The organism is Acidimicrobiia bacterium, assembly GCA_036396535.1.
Lineage (GTDB): Bacteria > Actinomycetota > Acidimicrobiia > Spongiisociales > UBA5794 > DASWKR01.
Map to the genome: position 1 here is coordinate 176,489 of DASWKR010000035.1, position 16,848 is coordinate 193,336.

Below are 16,848 nucleotides of genomic sequence, written 5' to 3' on the forward strand. Positions count from 1 at the left end.
GCTCGGGGCGCGCCGATACGGCGATCGGATTCGAGGGGGTGGTTGCGGCTGCGGAGGTGACCCAACTCGACGCAGTCCCGAGCGGTTCTCTAAGATCCTGCGACTCGGTATGCTCATTCCGAGTAATATGCAGGCCCCCTCGTCCCCCCTGGGGGGCCTGCATATTCTGCTTTCAGGACCCGATGATGATGCTGCCGGCTGCCGCGAACGGGCCTTGGTAGACCAGCCGGATGCCGTCCTCCAACCGGACGAGGTAATGGGCAGCGAGGATCTCCTGACCTTCTTCCGTCGGTTCCTCTCCTTCGCGCACGACGACATCGGCGGCCGCTTGGTCGTCGAGCACGTGCATCGTGAGAATCGGCGGAAAGCGCTCGACGATGTCCTCGACGATCGTCTGCAGGTCGATGTCGGTGAGCGCCGCGTAGCTCGTCGGGTCGAGCAGCACCACGACGGTGTCACCGTCCAGTCCTTCGACTCGGCTCACGATCCGATACTCAGGGCGCTCGAGCACTGATGTCGTCGACGACTGCTGAGAGGACGTCGAGCCGGAATCCGCCGTCGTCGAGGTGCTGGGCGCCTCCGTCACCGCACGGGCGGAGAGGGAGCCGTCGGCGGGCGCCGTCGTCGTCGTCTGCGCCACATCGCCGCCGGAACACGCGGTGACGAGCGCGGCGCTCACGATCACCCCACCGGCTGCCACCGCCCACCTCATCGGGCCAGCCTACCGCGGAGCCCGCCGGCCGGCCCGGTGCTCGAGGTGGCTTCAGGGCCGGCCGGCGGCCCACTCCTCGTAGTCGACGCCTGCCAGCCACAGCTCGGAGTGGACCAGGCGGAACCTCCTGCGGACGTCGTCGAACAGCTCGGGCGACGGGCTCACTTCGAGGCCGATCCGGCCGATGTCGAGGGTGGGACGCCACGCCTGGGCTCCCAGCACGGAGTCGACCCTGCCCTCCCAATCCGCCTCGTCGATCGCGTCGACCTGATGCCCGCTCCTCGCCAGCTTCTGCGCCGACCTGAGCGCCCGCCGCACGTGCCTCATGACGTCCTTGGCAGGTGGATCGAGGCCGATCTCGGAAGCCCACTCGGCGAAGGACTGCTCACTCCAACCTTCGGGTGACGTCACCACGGCGCGGTAGAGGTCGTCGATCCGTTCGATGAGAGAGAGGTGGTTGGTCACGTGGTCTCGCGCCGCACCAGATCGTCGAACGCCGCCGCCAGCTTCGGCACCGTTGGCCCCGAGCTGCACGATCGATCTCCGATAGCGGCGATCGGGAGGACCTCCTTGTTCGTCGACATGGCGAACGGCTCGGCGGCGCTCGTCATCTCGTCGAGGGAGAACCTCCCCTCCTCGACTGCGATCCCGAGCTGGGCGGCGAGCTCGAGCACGACGCCCCGGGTGATCGATGCGAGCACCCCGAGCTCGAGCCCGGGAGTGGCGAGCACGCCGTCCCCGATCCACCCGACGGAGTAAGTCGGCCCCTCGAGGACGGCGCCGCTGCGTCCCAGGAGGAGGGCGTCGTCGAAGCCGGCACGCTGCGCTGCCATGGTCGCCGCCAGGTTCGGTGCGTACGAGAGGGTCTTGGCGCCCGTCAGCTCGGATGCCATCCCATCGGGATGCCACGGGGCGACGACCGGCCGGACCCGGAACGGAACCGGGACGCGGCCGAGCGACTCGGCCATCACGACCGTGTGTCCCCGCGTGCTCGGCCGCCCCTCCGAGCCTCCTCCCGTCACGAGGATCCTGACCACGCAGTCGCCGCCGGCGCCCGCCCGATCGGTCACCCATGCCGCCAAGGAGGACGGGTCCGGAAGCTCGAGAGCGAGCAACGAGGCGCTCGTCTCGAGCCGGCGCAGGTGCCCCTCCAAGCGGAACGGGACGCCTCCGTACGCCCGGATCGTCTCGAAGCACCCGTAGCCGCGCTGCAGGCCGGCGTCCATCACCGAGACGGCCGCAGAGTCGAATGGCACGGCGACCCCGTCGACGAGCACGTCACCGAACATCACGATGGGCGGTACCCGTTCGTGATGGGGAGCCTCCTGTCGCGCCCGAACGCCTTGCGGGAGATCCGCACGCCCGGAGGCGCTTGGCGCCGCTTGTACTCGTTGCGATCCACCATGCGCGCCACCATCCGCACGAGGTCCAGGTCGAGGCCGCCGCCGACGACCGAGTCGACGGACATGTCGAGCTCGACGTAGCGGCGGAGGATCTCGTCGAGGATGTCGTAGTCCGGCAGCGAGTCCGTGTCGAGCTGTCCGGGCCGCAACTCTGCGGATGGCGGCTTCTCGATGATCGCCCGCGGGATGACCTCGATGTCACGGTTGCGCCACTCCGCCAGCCGGTAGACGGTCGTCTTGAACACGTCCTTGAGCACCGCGAACCCGCCTGCCATGTCGCCGTACAGCGTGGCGTAGCCGACCGCCATCTCCGACTTGTTGCCGGTGGCGACCACCATCGAGCCGAACTTGTTCGAGATGGCCATGAGCACGGCTCCGCGGATCCTCGCCTGCAGGTTCTCCTCGGCGACCCCGGGAGGTGTGTCGGCGAAGACCGGGGCGAGCGTCTCGAGGTAGGCGGCGAAGACGTCGTCTATCGGGACGACGTCGAACCTGCACCCGAGCCGCTTGGCGAGGTCCTCCGAGTCGCGCCGCGAGCCTTCCGAGCTGTAGCGGGTCGGCATCGTCACGCCCAACACGGCGTCGGGGCCGAGGGCGTCGACGGCGATGGCGCACGTGAGGGCGGAGTCGATCCCTCCCGACAGCCCGACCACCACGTCGTGGAAACCGTTCTTTCCGACGTAGTCGCGCAGGCCGGTCACGAGCGCCGTGTAGACCTCGGCTTCCTCGGACAGGCGGGGCATCGTCGCCGGCGGCGCCGGCCCGGCCGTGCCGCGTCCCCTGACACCCGGGAGTGGCACGGCCCCGGCAGGGGGAGCTTGCGGACGACCGACCGGGAGGTCGACGATGAAGCGCTCCTCGGTGAACTGGGACGCCATGTAGATCTCCGCGCCTGCGCCATCGAACACCATCGATTCGCCATCGAAGACGAGCTCGTCCTGGCCGCCCACCATGTTGAGGTAGACGACCGGCACGCCGGAGCGCCTCGCCTCGCTCGCCAGCAGCCTGGCCCGCTCCCTCCCCTTGCCCTCGTGGTATGGCGAGCCGTTGATGTTGAGGAGGACCACGGCGCCGCCGTCGGCCTGCACGGCAGGCGGTCCCGTCGGTGACCAGATGTCCTCGCACACCGAGATGCCGAGAGGGACCCCGTCAAGCAGCCAGATCCGTCCCGGCTGGCGGCCGCGCACGAAATACCGAGCCTCGTCGAACACCCCGTAGTTCGGGAGCAGGACCTTGTGGTACACGCCGCCGATCCGTCCGTGGGACACGACTGCCGCGGCGTTGGCGATGCCACGCGCCACCGCGTCATCGTCGGGACCGTCGAATGAGACCCGGTCGATGAAGCCGACGACTGCGGTGGTCTCGCGAGACGCCGCCGCGATCTGCTGCAGCCCCTCCAGGTTGGCGTCGACGAAGCCATCGCGCAGCACCAGATCCTCAGGTGGGTAGCCGGTGACCGCCAGCTCGGGTAGGAGGACCAGGTCGGCATGGTGTGACTCGGCCCACGCCATGGCGTCGAGGATGGAGGCGACGTTCGCTGCGATGTCACCGACGTTCGTGTTGATCTGGGCGCAAGCGATACGCAGCCGCTCCATCCGGGCGAGGTTACCTGCGGGGGTGACGACCGATGCGAGACGACGAGCGTCAGGTGCCTCGCACGGTCTCCTCGATGAGGAAGTCGACGACTGCCAGCAGCGCCTCCTGCTCGGACGAGCCGCCGGCGATGGCCGCCCGGTAGACGCCGAGCTGCTTGTCTGCGCTCGTCCCCTCGCTCACGATCGTCCGAAGGTGGTGGATCTCGCCCACGCACCCGAGCATCTCGGCATCCGGCTCGACCCGTGATATGAGCTCCTCGAGGAGCGCCGGGTACGGGACGAGCTCGCCGAGGCCGAAGTCGATGAGCGGCTCCGAGAAGCCGTAGCGCTGCGCCCGCCACAGGTTCTCCTCGATGAGCATCCGCGAGTAGATCCGCCAGCGTTGGTTCGTCGTGCGCATGCGGTAGAGCATCGAGAGCAGGCAAACGAAGGCGGCTGCGATGGCCAAGGCATCGTCGATGCTCGTGCAGATGTCCGGGCTGCGCATCTCGAGGGTGGGGTACCGGGCGCTCGGCCTGACGTCCCACCACAGCCGGGTGGCGTCCTCGATCACGCCGGCGTCGACGAGGACGGCGACGTGCCTGCTGTAGTCGGCCCAGGTGGAGAACTCATCCGGGAGCCCTGTGCGAGGAAGCGTCCTGAAGATGGAGGTGCGGTAGCTCTTCAGCCCGGTGTCCTGGCCTCCCCAGAACGGAGATGACGTCGACAGCGCCAGCAGGTGGGGCATGAAGTAGACGACCTGGTTCATGAGGTCGATGCGCAAGTCGGGATCCTCGATTCCGACGTGCACGTGCATCCCGCAGATCACGAGCCGCTGGGCGACTCCCGCCATGGCCTTCGCCAGGAGCCGGTACCGCTCCTTGTCGGTGTGCTGTTGCTCGCTCCACGCCGCAAACGGGTGAGTCGACGCCGAGATCGGAGCGAGCCCGAAGTCGCTGGTCACGTCGGCGATCGTCCTCCGGAGACGCTTCAGGTCGGCCCTCGCCGCCGCCACGGTCGGGCACACGTTCGTACCGACCTCGATCTGGCAGCGGAGGAACTCGGGACTGACCTGTGGTCCCAGGATCTCCTCGCACCGGCTCATCAGGCCGTCGGGAAGATCGCGGACGAGGTCCCGCGATTCACGGTCGACGATGAGGTATTCCTCCTCGATCCCCATCGTCAGCTCGGGGCGTGGCACCCCCATGCGGCTCCCTTCACGGTGGCGGCTCAAGTTACCGCCGCGGCGGGATCGATGACTGGGAAACCGGGACTCTCGGTCGGGGACCCTCGCTCAGTCGATCACGAGAAGGCCCGCTGCCTGCAGGCTCACCCTGAGTCGGTCGCCGTCACCGGGGCGAACCGAGATGGTGAGCACTCCCCCACCGCCGTGTGGCGAATGGCGCAACTGGATGTCGCGGACGTCCACCCCGGACTCCTCGAAGGCGTGGCCGACCTTGCCGAGCTCGCCCGGCCGGTCTGCCAGGGCGATGCTCACAGACGTGACTCGGGCCGTGAGCGACGAGCGGGCATCGCGGGCCGCGGCGAGGAGGCCGCCGAGGGCTGGAGCGTCGACCAGGCTGGCCTCGAACTCGTCGAGCCTTCGCTTGAGGCGGGCGAGCGTCGCCGAGACCGCCTCCCGGTTCGCATCGAGCACTTCGACCCACAGGGCAGGGTCGGAGGCGGCCACCCTCGTGAGGTCGCGGAAGCTGCCGGCGGCGAGATCGAGGGCTCCGTCTGCGCCGACGGCCTCCGTCACGAGCGCCGCCGCCAGGAGTTGCGGCACGTGGCTGATGGCGGCGACCAGCTCGTCGTGGGCCACCGCGGTCATTCTCACCGGGCGGGCGCCGAGCAGCCGGACGACGCCCTCGACGGACGCAAGATCCGCTTCGGAGGCTCCGTCCGTGGCGACGACCCAGGCGGCTCCCTTGAAGAGCGAGCTCGAGGCCGCCTGCGGACCACTCACCTCGCGGCCCGCCATCGGGTGCGTGCCGACGAAACGGGCCCCTCGGGCGGCGGCCGACACGATCGGCGCCTTCACGCCGGCAACATCGATGGTGAGCACCTCCCCGACGAGGTCGGCCACTGCGTGGCGCGTCGCCCGCGGCGGGAGGGCGATGACGAACAGGTCGGCTCCTACGGCGACATCGCTGACACCGGCAGCGGTCTCGTCGAGGGCGCCTCGCTCAAAGGCCGTCCGGAGCGTTCCTTCGTCCTCATCCCAGCCGCGCACATGCCACCCTGCTTGCCGCAGCCCCATGCCGATCGAAGCACCGATCAGGCCGGTTCCGAGTATTCCTGCGACCGGCACTGATCAGAGCGACTTGCCGACGATGGCGGCGAGGTCGCGGACGTCCGCCATGAGGGCGGCGAACTCGCTGGGGAGGATCGCCTGGGCGCCGTCGACGAGCGCCGTCTCCGGCGCCGGATGGACGTCCACGAGGAATCCGTCCGCCCCGACGGCCACGGCGGCGCGAGTCAGCGGAGCAACCAGCTCGCGATGCCCTCCTGAATGGCTCGGGTCGACGATGATCGGTAGGTGCGACAGACCCTGGATGACGGGGACCGCCGAGATGTCGAGGGTGTTGCGGGTCGACGTCTCGAAGGTGCGGATGCCGCGCTCGCACAGGATGACGTCGTGGTTGCCCTCCTTGTAGATGTACTCGGCGGCGTTGAGCCACTCCTCGATCGTCGCGGTGAAGCCCCGCTTGAGCATCACGGGCTTCGGCTGGCGTCCGAGCTCTGCCAGCAGCGTGAAGTTGGCCATGTTGCGAGTACCGACGCGGATCAGATCGGCGTACGAGCTGATGAGCTCGACGTCGCGGGGATCGAGCACCTCGGCGACGAACGGGAGCCCGAACTCGGCACGCGCCTCGGCGAGCAACTCGAGCCCCTTCTCGCCGAGACCCTGGAACGAGTACGGAGAGGAGCGCGGCTTGAAGGCGTCGCCGCGCAGGATGTTGGCACCGGCAGCCGCAACCGCCTCGGCGGAGGCGAACAGCTGATCCCTGGACTCGACGGCGCACGGGCCGGCTATGACGCCGAAGCTGCCCCCGCCGACGGCGACCCCGCCAACCTCGACGATGCTGTCCTCCGACTGGAAGTCGCGGCTCACGAACTTGAACGGCTTGAGGACGGGCACGGCTCGCTCGACCCCTTGGAACGCCTCCCATGGGAGCTGCTGGATGACGTCGCGATCGCCGACGGCTCCGATGACCGTGCGGAAGCGGCCCTCCGAGACGTGCGCCTCGGCCCCGATGTCGGCGAGACGCTCGATCACGTGCCGGACGTCCTCGGCGGTCGCATCGCGCGCCATGACGATTATCAAGGACTCATCTCCTGTTCCGCTGTCCCGCGTCCGCACCGCTTCGGCTCCTCCCCGGCGTTGATGGTAAACCCGGGTGACCCGAGTCGGACCGGGTGAGGGCGACCGGGTCGTCGTGCACGCCCCGGCCCGCCCCGCCCCCCGCTCCGCCCCCCGCTTGCAAAAGTTAGCGAAGTGCGGCATGATGCAAGCATGGCCAACAAGGCTCTCCTCGACCTCGGAGACTTCATTCGGCAACAGCGAGAGCGTTCTGCCATGTCGCTGCGCAAGCTCGCAGACGTTGCCGGCATCTCGAATCCGTACCTGAGTCAGATCGAGCGAGGACTGAGAACCCCATCGGCCGAGATCCTCAAGTCGATCGCCAGGGCCCTGTCCATCAGGGCTGAGGCGCTCTACGAACGGGCAGGGTTGCTCGAGGGTATCGAGCGCCCCACCGTCGTCGAGTCCATCGATGCGGACAACCAACTGACCCACGGTCAAAAACAGGCGCTGGTGCAGATCTATCACAGCTTCACCAGCGAGAACCAGAACAACCAGGAGGAGTCATGAAGACCCAGGAAATCGCAACGAAGGCGCTCTATGCCGCCGTCGGGGCGCCCGTCGTGGCGAGCCGTCGAGCCCGTGAGTACGGCGCCAAGCTCGCCGGATACACGTCGAAGGTCGCCGACGGAGCCCAGGACCAATTCGAAGAGCTCTCGCTCGAGGGCGAGAAGGTCATCGATCAGATCCGGAGCCGCAACGTGGTCGAGGACATCCAGAGCCGCGTCGACCTCGACAAGGTGCAAGGCAAGGTCGACAAGCTGCGCGACCAGCTCGAGAACGCTCTCACCGCGTGGCGCGAGAGCTTCAGCCCCGAGGTGAAGCCGGCGCCGAAGGTGGCTCCCGCCGCCAAGGAAGCGCCTGCCCGCAAAGCGACTGTCGCCAAGACGGCACCCGCCGCCAAGGCGACGACCACCAAGAGCGCGACGACGGCCAAGAAGGCGACGCCCGCGGCCAAGCCGGCCGCCAAGAAGACCGGGACGGCCGCCAAGCCGGCCGCCAAGAAGGCAACCACGACGACGAAGTGACGATCTCCGGCGAGATCAGGGAAGGGGCCCTCCGGGGCCCCTTCGTCGCGTGGAATGCCGTGCCCGCCTACTAGTGCGTGACCATGGCGGCGAGCGCCTTGGCACTCTCCACCCAGCGATCCACCATCGACTCCGTCGGGAGCCTCCGCACCAGCTTCTTCTTGGCGTTCACCTCGACCATGGCCTTGAGGAGGTTGGCGGCGTTGCGGCGCCGTAGCTCCTTGACCGTGTCCACGCCGGCGGCCTCGAGGAGGTCCGAGTACTCCTCGCCGATCCCGTTGACGCGCATCAGGTCGGCCCGGTTGACCCACGCCAGCAAGGTCGATTCCGAAACGCCGGTCGATTCCGAGAGCGCCTTGCGACCCCTCTTCCCCCCCGCCACCCTCAGCAGCTTCTCCGTCGTGCGCACACCGGATTTGCGCAACGTCGTCGCATGCTTGTGGCCTATCCCCTCGATCGCATCGATCGACGCCATCCTCCGTCCTTTCGGCTACGTCGCCTGGTGCTGACCCCACCGCGGCGGCGCCCGGGTCCGTGGGGCGACGAGCATACCGACCGCGCATGGCGGCTCGCCAGACCTCGGAGACCCGTCAGTGAGGAGCGACCTCGGCGAGGTCGAGCGGCGACTCGACGCGGCGCGGCGCCAGCTGGGTCACCCAGACCTCGTCCATCCAGTTCGAGTGGGTGACGAGCAGTTGGTCGAGATCGGCGTCTCCTTCGATGCCCATCAGCCGCTGCCAGATCTCGGCGGCGACCAAGTAAGGGGCACCGTGTGCATAGCGGTAGCGGGCAACCGTCATCGGCTTGCGCATGCCCCGCTCGACGACGGCGGCGACGACGTCCGGGGCGATGTTCGGCTGGTCGGCGTGGGCGACGAGGGCGCCGTCGAATCCGCCGATGCGCAGCAACAGGTCGAGGCCGACCCGCAGGGGTGCCGCCGAGCCCTCTGCCCACTCGGAGTCGATGACCACGATGGCCGGCGTCAGTTCGACCGCTTCGGCGACGGCCTCGCCGTCCGGCCCGAGCACGACGACGACGGCGGCGACCGGCCACTCGAGCGCCTGCGACACGACGTGCTCCACGAGGGTCGAGCGGCCGTAGGGGGCGAGGAGCTTCGGCCCGTCGAAGCCGGTGCCCGGCGACGTGTCGAGCAGCAGCGCCGCCGTCTGGTGCAATGCCATGCTTGCAACGGTAACGGTCCGGTGGGGACTCGGATCGCGCGGTAGCCTGCGGTCGAGAGGCCGCTCGAGCCGTACGGGCGGAGGCGGGGCTCAGGGGAGGCGGAGGACGGTCCATGCGCTGGCAGGGCCGTCCTCTTTCGCGGACACGGATGGGTGCACCTCCCCAGGTCGTCTGGCAGACTTCGGCGACACTGGACGCAGGAGGAAGCTTGCTCATCGGAGTGCCGACCGAGATCAAGACGGAGGAGTACCGCGTCGCCATCACACCGGTCGGCGTGCGCGAGCTGACGGCGCGGGGCCACCGGGCTCTCGTCCAGCGGGGTGCCGGTGAGGCGTCGTCGATCTCGGACGACGACTACGTCGCCGCCGGCGCCGAGATCGTCGCGGCCGCCGACGACGTGTTCGCCGAGGCCGAGATCATCCTCAAGGTGAAAGAGCCGCAGATCGCCGAGATCGCCAAGCTGACCGCCGGCCAGACGCTCTTCACCTACCTGCACCTGGCGGCGTACCCGCGCCAAGCCGAGGGGCTCATGGGCAGCGGCGCCACCGCCATCGCCTACGAGACGGTCGAGCTGCCGTCCGGGGCACTGCCTCTGCTGGCGCCGATGAGCGAGATCGCCGGCAGGCTGGCCGCTCAGGCGGGGGCCCACTATCTCGAGAAACCGCGCGGCGGGCGGGGCGTTCTCGTCGGAGGCGTACCCGGGGTCGCCCCGGCGCGGGTCACCGTGGTGGGAGCAGGCAGCGCCGGGACGAACGCAGCCATGATCGCGGCCGGGATGGGCGCAGACGTGGTCATCCTCGACATCAACGTCGAACGGTTGCGCCACCTCGACGAGCTCCACTGGGGCCGGTTCACGACGATCCGGTCATCGATCCACGCCATCGATGAGCTCGCCCCCGTCTCCGACCTGGTGGTCGGGGCGGTTCTCGTCGCCGGGGCGCGGGCGCCGACGGTGGTGACGGCGGAGCACATCAAGTCGATGCGGCCCGGCAGTGTCGTCGTGGACATCTCGATCGACCAGGGCGGGTGCATCGAGACCGCCCACGAGACCTCGCACGCCGACCCGGTGTACACCGTCGACGACGTGGTCCACTACGCGGTCGGCAACATCCCCGGTGCAGTGCCCAACACCTCGACGTACGCCCTCACGAACGCCACGCTCCCGTACGTCGTGGCGCTGGCGGGCGGGCTCGGCGCCGCCGTCACTCGGTTCCCGGAGCTGCTCAAGGGGATCAACGTGGCAGGCGGGCGGATGACGCACCCTGCGGTCGCCGAGTCCATCGGCCAGGAGTACCAGGCCCCGGAAACGGTGCTGTCACTCAACTGACACCGGGTCGTCGGTCGGCACGGTCCGACGACCCGGCCGCGGCTCACACTTGGCGTTTGAACAGCTTCCGGCCCTGGAGGCGGGCCCACCACAGATAGACGGAGCCCAGGATCAGCACGACCGAGGCGAACGCCTGGTACCAGGTCGACCACTCGTACTCACCGATCGACCACGAGTAGAGGAAGGCGAGCGCTCCCAGCGTGAGCTGGAAGGCGCCGGTCGTCACGAAGATCGCACGGCCGCCGGGTCTGGCGAGCACCAGGATCCCCGAGATCGCCCAGGCGAGCACGACCGCCCCCACCCATCGAAGGCCGCCCAACTGGTCGGCGACGGTGGCGTCGAGGCCGATGAGATCGAAGAACGACACGGGGGCGATGATGAGCGGGAGGGCGAAGACGAGGTTGATGAAGATGTACACCACCATGGCGCTCGTGAACGTCGCCGCAGGGTCGCGTGGCCGCCTCGCCGTCTGGTCGCCCTCGGTCGACTCGTCGATCCGTTCGTGCTCGTCGCCGCTCATCGATACTCCACTGACTCGCGCGTTGCCGCGCGCTGCTCGTTGATCCAGTTCTCGAAGTCGAGGCGGGACACTCGCCACTCCCGCCCGAACTTGACGGCCGGGAGCCCCCCGCTCCGCAGCTGGGACGTGACCACGAAGGTGCTCACCCCCATGTACTCGCAGATATCGGCGACTGACAGCCATTCCTTGGGGATGTCGACGGTGATTCGCTCCATGACGCAAGGGTATTGGACGCAAGCGGTCCAGGGCAAGGTCCTGCGGATACTTGCTTTGGATTTCGCGAACTCGGTACCATCCCCGGTCTGTCGTGTACACGGCGACCACCTTGGTCGCTTCCGCTGAGGTCGTAGGGGCTGAACGGGCGGAGCGGTCTGGGAGGTTGTTGAGATGCGCATCGAGTCATCGACCGTCGACCTGCACCATTTCTCCGTGGTGCGCCGCCGCGGGTACGACCCAGCCGAGGTCGACGCCGTCATGACCAGGCTCGCCGACTCGCTGCGCGAGTACGAGACGATCGTCGCTGCGCTGGAGCGGCGGTTGGACGAGGCCGAGGATTCGAGCGAGGCCGTGAGGCGCACGTTCGTGGCCGCCCAGCGCACCCACGACGAGATGCTCGCCGAAGCCGACGAGGAAGGGCGGCGCCGCCTCGCCGCGGCCGCGACAGACGCCAAGCGTCAGATCACCGAGGCGATGTCGCAGGCCGAGGACCTCGTGTCCGAGGCCCGCCTGACCGCCCAGCGGCTCATCGACGAGGCCGAGGGCGAGAAGGCCGAGGCGCTGGCAGCCGCCGACAGGGAGCGTGCCCAGGCGAACGGGATCGTCGAGGCTGCTTCCGCCAACGCAGACGCAGTGCGCGCCCAGGCCGACGAGGTGCTCACGTCCGCCATGGCCGAGGCCGAGGCGATGAAGGAGGACGCCGAGATCCTCGTGCAAGAGGCGAGAGCCCAGGCCCGCGCCATGCTCCACGACTCCGAGGAGACCTCGCAGCGCCTCGTCGGCGAAGCGAGGGCGGACGCCGAGGCCCGCAGGGCCACGACGGCGTCGGAAGCGGCGGAGCACCTCGCCAAGAGCCGCCGCGAGGCCGAGACGCTCATCTCCTCGGCGGTCACCGAGGCGAAGAACCTTCGGGCGAGGGTCAAGTCCGAGACGGACGAGTACAAGGAGAGCAGGCGAGCCGAAGCGCACGATCTCGTCACCGTGGCCGAGAACGAGGCAGCCGAGCTGCGCTCCAAGGCCGCCGCGGCGACGGATGCCCTCGAGTCGACCGCCCGGGCGCAGTCCGAGGACCTGGTCAAGCGGGCCAAGATCGACGCGGCAGACCGCATCTCGACCGCCCAGCATCAGGCCGAGCGGATCGTCGACAACGCCAGGGAGCGAGCAGACGAGATCGTCGCCGAGTCCCGAACCGAGAAAGCCACCCTCGACCGGAGGCTGCAGGACCTGAGGATCGCGGTCTCCGACATCGAGCGAGAGCTGCACAAGCTCTCCGAGATCGCTCTCGGGCGGACCGGGATCGTTGCCGGCATGATCGAGGTCGAGCAGGCCGGCGAGCACGGGACCCGGCCGTCGAGCGCCACGCTCATCCATCCGGCCAGGACCGCACTCACGACCGAGGACCTCATAGCGACCCGCGACGACGCCTTCGCGGCGCCTGACGGCACCGGGCGACCGCCGGCTTCACGCCCGTTGGTCGCGCCGGACGAGGACAAGTCGTACGTGGTCCCCGACCTGGTCGAGGTCGATGAGCGGACGACGTCGCCGGCCGGAGCCGACGACGACACACCCGTGGTGGTCGTCGACGTCGACGAGCTGGCCGACGACGAGGCCTATCAGGAGCCGCTCACCCGCTACCAGCGAAGGGCATCCGGCCTGCGAGCCAGGGTCGCCCAGGCGATGCGGGAGCGCGCCGAGGCGGAGAGCTCCGAAGACTGACGCCCCTCCCGGCCGCGGCGGGCAGCACGCGAAACATTTGCTGAGGCAGCCCTTGCGACCTCGCAGTCGTTCCTCTTTCGTGTGGGGGTCGCCGAAGGGGGGAACCTGGATCCGATCGATCACCCCGACCTGCTGCACCTCGATCGTCTCATGTCGGCGAGGATCGAGGACACGCTGCAAGCCGAGCAGTTCGCGGCGCGGGTGGCGGCGAGACGCCGCCTCACGATCCGCGACGTGTTGCTCGAGCTCGAGGATCGAAACGCCGCCGCGTCTCTCAACCTGGCGGACGGACGGGTGCTCTCCGGCAACGTGGCATCCGTCGGCCTCGATCACGCGGTGATCGCCGAGAGCGGAGCGAGCCACGTCGTCTCGATCGTGCACATCGTCTCCGTTTCGGCGTGAGCCACACGTCGCTGCGTCGCTGGGAGGCGATGCGGCGGGAGGAAGCCATGCCGCCGCTCGGCACCCACGTCTGGCCGCACCGCCCGGCCGTGGCCACCGTCCTGTCGCCGCGTGAGTGGGAGCCGAGGCTCGCCGAAGAGATCCGCGACACCGGCACGGTTCGCCTCGTCGCCAGGGCGGCCGACCCGGACGACGTAGTGGACAGGATCGACGAGATCGAGGTGGTCGTCGTCGGCGCAGAGACACCGTGGCTGTCGTCGTGGCTGGTCGGCGCATGGCGCCGCCTGGGACTCATCGTCGTCGGTGTGCACGAGGAGCCGGATCAACCCGCCCGGCGGCTGTTCGTCACCGGAGGAGCCGACGAGATCGTCTCGGAGCGCCTCGAGCCGTCGGAGCTGCTCCGAACGATCCGAGCGGCGGCTCTCTGACGGCGCGTCGACCGAGAACTGATCGAGTCACAACGAGAGCTGGTCTGCTGCTGGCGTCGTCAGCGGGTCGATCAGCTCGGGAACGTTGTTCGCCACCTTGTTGACGAGTGTCGAGACGGGGTGCTCCACCATCTGGGGCGCCGGGTACGGCTGCATGAGGCGCATCAATCCATCCGTGTCGTCGTTGCCGGGGTCGAGCCACTCGTCCCATGCACCCTGAGGGAGCACGACGGGCATCCGGTCGTGCAGCGGCGCCACCAGCTCGTTCGGCTCGCCCGTGATGATCGTGCAGGTCCTCACCCGCTCTTGCGTGCCCGGGTCGCGCCACGAGGCCCACAACCCGGCGAGCGCCAGCGCACCCCCGTCCCGGCCGTAGATGTAGTGCGGCAGCTTGCCCTTGGCGACCACCTGCCACTCGTAGAAGCCGTCGGCCGGGATGATGCAACGCCGTCCCACGAAGGACTCTCTGAAGGCGGCCTTCTCGGCAACGGTCTCGGCGCGGGCGTTGATGTTGCGGGCCGCCATCGAGCGATCCTTCGCCCAGAAGGGCAGGAGCCCCCAACGGAACGTCGCCAGCCTGCGCTCCGAGTCGTGCTGCACGACGGCGTAGACCGGGTCGGTGGGGGCCACGTTGTACGACGGCTCGAGCGCCTCCGTGAGGATCGAGTCGACGGAGAAGAAGCGGGCGTACCAATCCGGCGGCTGTGACTGAACGAACCTGCCGCACATGAGCGGATTGTCCCACGCCGGGCCGGTTGCCACGGACGCCCCGGCCGGAACCGCACGTCGTCAAGGCCTGTACCGTTCCGGCCGATGACCCCTGCGATGACCGAACACTCCATCGAGCTCGTCGGTGTCTCCAGGCGCTTCGGCGAGATCCCGGCAGTCGCCAACCTCGACCTGCACGTCACGGGGGGATCGGTCGCAGTGCTCCTCGGTCCGAACGGTGCCGGCAAGACGACCACGATCCGGCTGATCACCGGCGCTCTCGCCGCAGACAGCGGCACGGTGCGGGTGCTCGGTCTCGATCCGGCCGTCGACGGCGACTTGGTGCGGGCCCGCTGCGGCGTCGTACCGCCGAAGCCCGCCATGTACGACCAGCTCACCGGGCTCGAGAACCTGCAGTTCGCCGCCGACATATGGGACGCGCCCCGCTCCTCGGTCGTCGAGGCTGCCGAGCGCTTCGGCATCGCCCACGCCCTCGCCCAGCAGGTGGGCGGGTACTCGACGGGGATGCGCACCCGGCTGGCGCTCGCCCGTGCGGTTGTCCACGACCCGGACGTGCTCCTCCTCGACGAGCCGACGGCCGGGCTCGATCCCGAGTCCGCCCGTGCCGTGCTCGACCTGATCCGCGAGCTGGCCGAGCGGGGCCGCACCATCGTGATGTGCACCCACCTCCTCCACGAGGCGGAGGGGATCGCCGACCAGGTCGTCCTCATGGGGGCCGGGTCGGCCCGCGCCTCGGGAAGGCCAACCGACCTCGCCGGCCAATTCATGCGCCAGCCGAACGTCGTGTTCGACGCGGAGAACCGCGACTCCCTCGACGTCGTGCTGAGCCTCCCGGGTGTGGTCGATGCAATGTGGAACGGGGCGCTCCATGTCAGGCTGGAGTCGCCCGAGCACCTCCCGGACGTCGTCGCCGGCCTCGTCGCAGCCGGGGCGCGCCTCACGAGGGTCGAACCGATCGCCCCGACGCTGGCGAACCTCTACTTCGAGATGCAGCGCTCGCTGGGTGACCTCTGATGAGGCGCCGCAGGGTTCGCTGGTCGAAGGTGTGGACCGTGGCGAAGATCGACCTGGTGCGGCTCTTCAAGAGCAAGGACTACTGGGTGCCGATGGCGTTGCTGGCCGGCATCTTCTTCGTGGCGATGCCCTACCTGCTCCTCGCCGTCGTCACCCGGGCCGAGGCGTCGCCTCTCATCGGCCAGATCGGAGGCGTCCTCGAGACGCTGCCCGGCACGATCCGCGAGAACATCCGGGGTGACACGGACGCCGCCAGGGCGGCGTACTCGCTGGCCGTCTACCTCCTGGCCCCGATCGCCATCGTCGTCCCCCTCACGATCTCGTCGGCGGTGGGCGCCAGCACGATCGTCGGAGAGCGGGAACGAGGGACGGGCGAGTTCCTGGCGCACTCGCCGCTGTCCGACAAGGAGATCTACCTCGGCAAGCTGATCTCGAGCCTGGCGCCCGGCTACCTGGCGACCGCGGTGGGGTTCGCCCTCTACAGCGTCATCGTCAACCTGCAGGCCGGCCCGGCCCTGGGCGGCTGGTTCTTCCCGACCGTCGGCTGGTGGGTGCTGATCTTCTGGGTGATGCCGCCGTTCCTGGCTACCGCCTTGTCGGTGATCCTCTGGGTGTCGGCCCGGGTGAAGAGCACGGCCGCCGCCCAGCAGGCGGCCAGTCTCGTGTCGCTCCCGATCATCCTCGCCTCGTACGTCGTGTCGAGCGGCCTGCTCGTCAATCCAGCGCTGGCGGGCGCCACGGTGGGTGTCCTGGCGTGGATCGTGGCGATCATCGGCCTGACGTCGGGATCGCGCGCCGTCAAGCGCGAGAAGCTCCTCGGCGTCGGAGGGGAAGGCTGAGGCGGCACGCCCGCCCCCCTAGCCTCCCAAGCTCTTCGAGGAGAAACGCGGTGACGGCGCAGGCTCGAGACACAGGCACCTTCGGCCCCGACTCGATGATGTGGCGCGTCAACCGCGAGGTGACGACGCTGTTCGGCGGCGCCCGGGCGCTCCTCATGCACGCCGCCCACCCGCTGGTGGCGGCCGGGGCGCGCCAGACCGGCGGGTACCGCCGGGACCCGTGGGCCCGGCTGGTCCGCACCGTCCAGCTCCAGAACCTCATCACGTTCGGAGGCGAGCGGGCCGCCGGCGAGGCAGCCGAGCGGATCAACAAGCTGCACCGGGTGATCAACGGCGTCGACGAGGTGACCGGCGAGTGGTACGACGCCCTCGACTACGAGCAACTCTTGTGGGT

Annotated in this window: 21 protein-coding genes; 9 read left to right on the forward strand and 12 right to left on the reverse strand. The window is 69.1% G+C overall.

Going from position 1 to position 16,848, the window contains the following annotated elements; translation table 11 throughout:
- Positions 1-172: 172 nt before the first annotated feature.
- The 7 genes from VGC47_06825 to aroF all read right to left on the reverse strand — a co-directional run bounded on the left by VGC47_06825 (position 173) and on the right by aroF (position 7,017).
- Positions 173-712 carry a hypothetical protein gene (locus tag VGC47_06825; protein ID HEX9855008.1) on the reverse strand — a complete coding sequence of 180 codons (540 nt, stop codon included), beginning with the start codon at positions 710-712 and terminating at the stop codon, positions 173-175.
- A gap of 51 nt (positions 713-763) precedes the next feature.
- Positions 764-1,177: a hypothetical protein gene (locus tag VGC47_06830; GenBank protein ID HEX9855009.1), complete on the reverse strand. Its 414-nt coding sequence runs from the start codon at positions 1,175-1,177 to the stop codon at positions 764-766.
- Complete coding sequence (locus VGC47_06835; protein ID HEX9855010.1) at positions 1,174-2,001, reverse strand: aminotransferase class IV; 828 nt, start codon at positions 1,999-2,001, stop codon at positions 1,174-1,176. Before VGC47_06835 ends, VGC47_06830 begins: the two co-directional genes overlap by 4 nt.
- The gene (locus VGC47_06840) at positions 2,001-3,710 is read right to left on the reverse strand and encodes an NAD+ synthase (GenBank protein ID HEX9855011.1); all 1,710 of its coding nucleotides are present in this window, start codon (positions 3,708-3,710) and stop codon (positions 2,001-2,003) included. The genes VGC47_06835 and VGC47_06840 overlap by 1 nt, the downstream gene beginning before the upstream one ends.
- A 49-nt stretch (positions 3,711-3,759) precedes the next feature.
- The gene (locus VGC47_06845) at positions 3,760-4,896 is read right to left on the reverse strand and encodes a carboxylate-amine ligase (protein HEX9855012.1); all 1,137 of its coding nucleotides are present in this window, start codon (positions 4,894-4,896) and stop codon (positions 3,760-3,762) included.
- An 87-nt stretch (positions 4,897-4,983) separates the two neighbouring features.
- Positions 4,984-6,000: a prephenate dehydrogenase/arogenate dehydrogenase family protein gene (locus VGC47_06850; GenBank protein HEX9855013.1), complete on the reverse strand. Its 1,017-nt coding sequence runs from the start codon at positions 5,998-6,000 to the stop codon at positions 4,984-4,986.
- 3 nt (positions 6,001-6,003) lie between these two features.
- Positions 6,004-7,017 carry a 3-deoxy-7-phosphoheptulonate synthase gene (gene aroF / locus VGC47_06855; GenBank protein HEX9855014.1) on the reverse strand — a complete coding sequence of 338 codons (1,014 nt, stop codon included), beginning with the start codon at positions 7,015-7,017 and terminating at the stop codon, positions 6,004-6,006.
- Positions 7,018-7,206: 189 nt separating this feature from the next.
- Here aroF and VGC47_06860 point away from each other — a divergent pair, with 189 nt between their 5' ends.
- Both VGC47_06860 and VGC47_06865 read left to right on the forward strand, forming a co-directional pair.
- On the forward strand, positions 7,207-7,563 hold the full coding sequence (locus VGC47_06860; GenBank protein HEX9855015.1) for a helix-turn-helix transcriptional regulator: 357 nt from the start codon (positions 7,207-7,209) through the stop codon (positions 7,561-7,563).
- Positions 7,560-8,081, forward strand: coding sequence for a hypothetical protein (locus VGC47_06865; protein ID HEX9855016.1), 522 nt, complete (start codon positions 7,560-7,562; stop codon positions 8,079-8,081). Before VGC47_06860 ends, VGC47_06865 begins: the two co-directional genes overlap by 4 nt.
- Before the next feature lie 70 nt (positions 8,082-8,151).
- Here the strand turns inward: VGC47_06865 and VGC47_06870 are convergent, their stop codons facing one another.
- Complete coding sequence (locus VGC47_06870) at positions 8,152-8,556, reverse strand: DUF4332 domain-containing protein (GenBank protein ID HEX9855017.1); 405 nt, start codon at positions 8,554-8,556, stop codon at positions 8,152-8,154.
- Positions 8,557-8,671: 115 nt separating this feature from the next.
- Positions 8,672-9,262 (reverse strand): NTP transferase domain-containing protein, encoded by a 591-nt coding sequence (locus tag VGC47_06875; GenBank protein ID HEX9855018.1) that lies wholly within the window; start codon positions 9,260-9,262, stop codon positions 8,672-8,674.
- Positions 9,263-9,471: 209 nt separating this feature from the next.
- Between VGC47_06875 and ald the strand changes: the two genes are divergently transcribed.
- Positions 9,472-10,590 (forward strand): alanine dehydrogenase, encoded by a 1,119-nt coding sequence (gene ald, locus VGC47_06880; protein HEX9855019.1) that lies wholly within the window; start codon positions 9,472-9,474, stop codon positions 10,588-10,590.
- Positions 10,591-10,633: 43 nt separating this feature from the next.
- Here the strand turns inward: ald and VGC47_06885 are convergent, their stop codons facing one another.
- Together VGC47_06885 and VGC47_06890 are read right to left on the reverse strand one after the other, a co-directional pair.
- Entirely contained in the window at positions 10,634-11,110 is a 477-nt protein-coding gene (locus VGC47_06885) for a hypothetical protein (protein HEX9855020.1), read from the reverse strand.
- Entirely contained in the window at positions 11,107-11,325 is a 219-nt protein-coding gene (locus tag VGC47_06890) for a helix-turn-helix domain-containing protein (GenBank protein ID HEX9855021.1), read from the reverse strand. Before VGC47_06890 ends, VGC47_06885 begins: the two co-directional genes overlap by 4 nt.
- 172 nt (positions 11,326-11,497) lie before the next feature.
- On the opposite strand from VGC47_06890, the gene VGC47_06895 reads away from it, so the two are divergent.
- From VGC47_06895 to VGC47_06905, 3 genes are all read left to right on the forward strand, one after another.
- Complete coding sequence (locus VGC47_06895) at positions 11,498-13,042, forward strand: DivIVA domain-containing protein (protein ID HEX9855022.1); 1,545 nt, start codon at positions 11,498-11,500, stop codon at positions 13,040-13,042.
- Positions 13,043-13,123: 81 nt separating this feature from the next.
- Entirely contained in the window at positions 13,124-13,444 is a 321-nt protein-coding gene (locus VGC47_06900; GenBank protein ID HEX9855023.1) for a hypothetical protein, read from the forward strand.
- Positions 13,441-13,872 carry a hypothetical protein gene (locus VGC47_06905; GenBank protein HEX9855024.1) on the forward strand — a complete coding sequence of 144 codons (432 nt, stop codon included), beginning with the start codon at positions 13,441-13,443 and terminating at the stop codon, positions 13,870-13,872. Before VGC47_06900 ends, VGC47_06905 begins: the two co-directional genes overlap by 4 nt.
- Before the next feature lie 27 nt (positions 13,873-13,899).
- On the opposite strand, the gene VGC47_06910 is transcribed toward VGC47_06905, so the two are convergent.
- The gene (locus VGC47_06910; protein HEX9855025.1) at positions 13,900-14,601 is read right to left on the reverse strand and encodes an SOS response-associated peptidase; all 702 of its coding nucleotides are present in this window, start codon (positions 14,599-14,601) and stop codon (positions 13,900-13,902) included.
- A gap of 84 nt (positions 14,602-14,685) precedes the next feature.
- Here VGC47_06910 and VGC47_06915 point away from each other — a divergent pair, with 84 nt between their 5' ends.
- From VGC47_06915 to VGC47_06925, 3 genes are all read left to right on the forward strand, one after another.
- On the forward strand, positions 14,686-15,615 hold the full coding sequence (locus VGC47_06915) for an ABC transporter ATP-binding protein (GenBank protein HEX9855026.1): 930 nt from the start codon (positions 14,686-14,688) through the stop codon (positions 15,613-15,615).
- Complete coding sequence (locus VGC47_06920; GenBank protein ID HEX9855027.1) at positions 15,615-16,454, forward strand: ABC transporter permease subunit; 840 nt, start codon at positions 15,615-15,617, stop codon at positions 16,452-16,454. Before VGC47_06915 ends, VGC47_06920 begins: the two co-directional genes overlap by 1 nt.
- A 50-nt stretch (positions 16,455-16,504) precedes the next feature.
- Positions 16,505-16,848 (forward strand): oxygenase MpaB family protein (locus VGC47_06925; GenBank protein ID HEX9855028.1); only part of this gene is annotated, 344 nt, incomplete at its 3' end.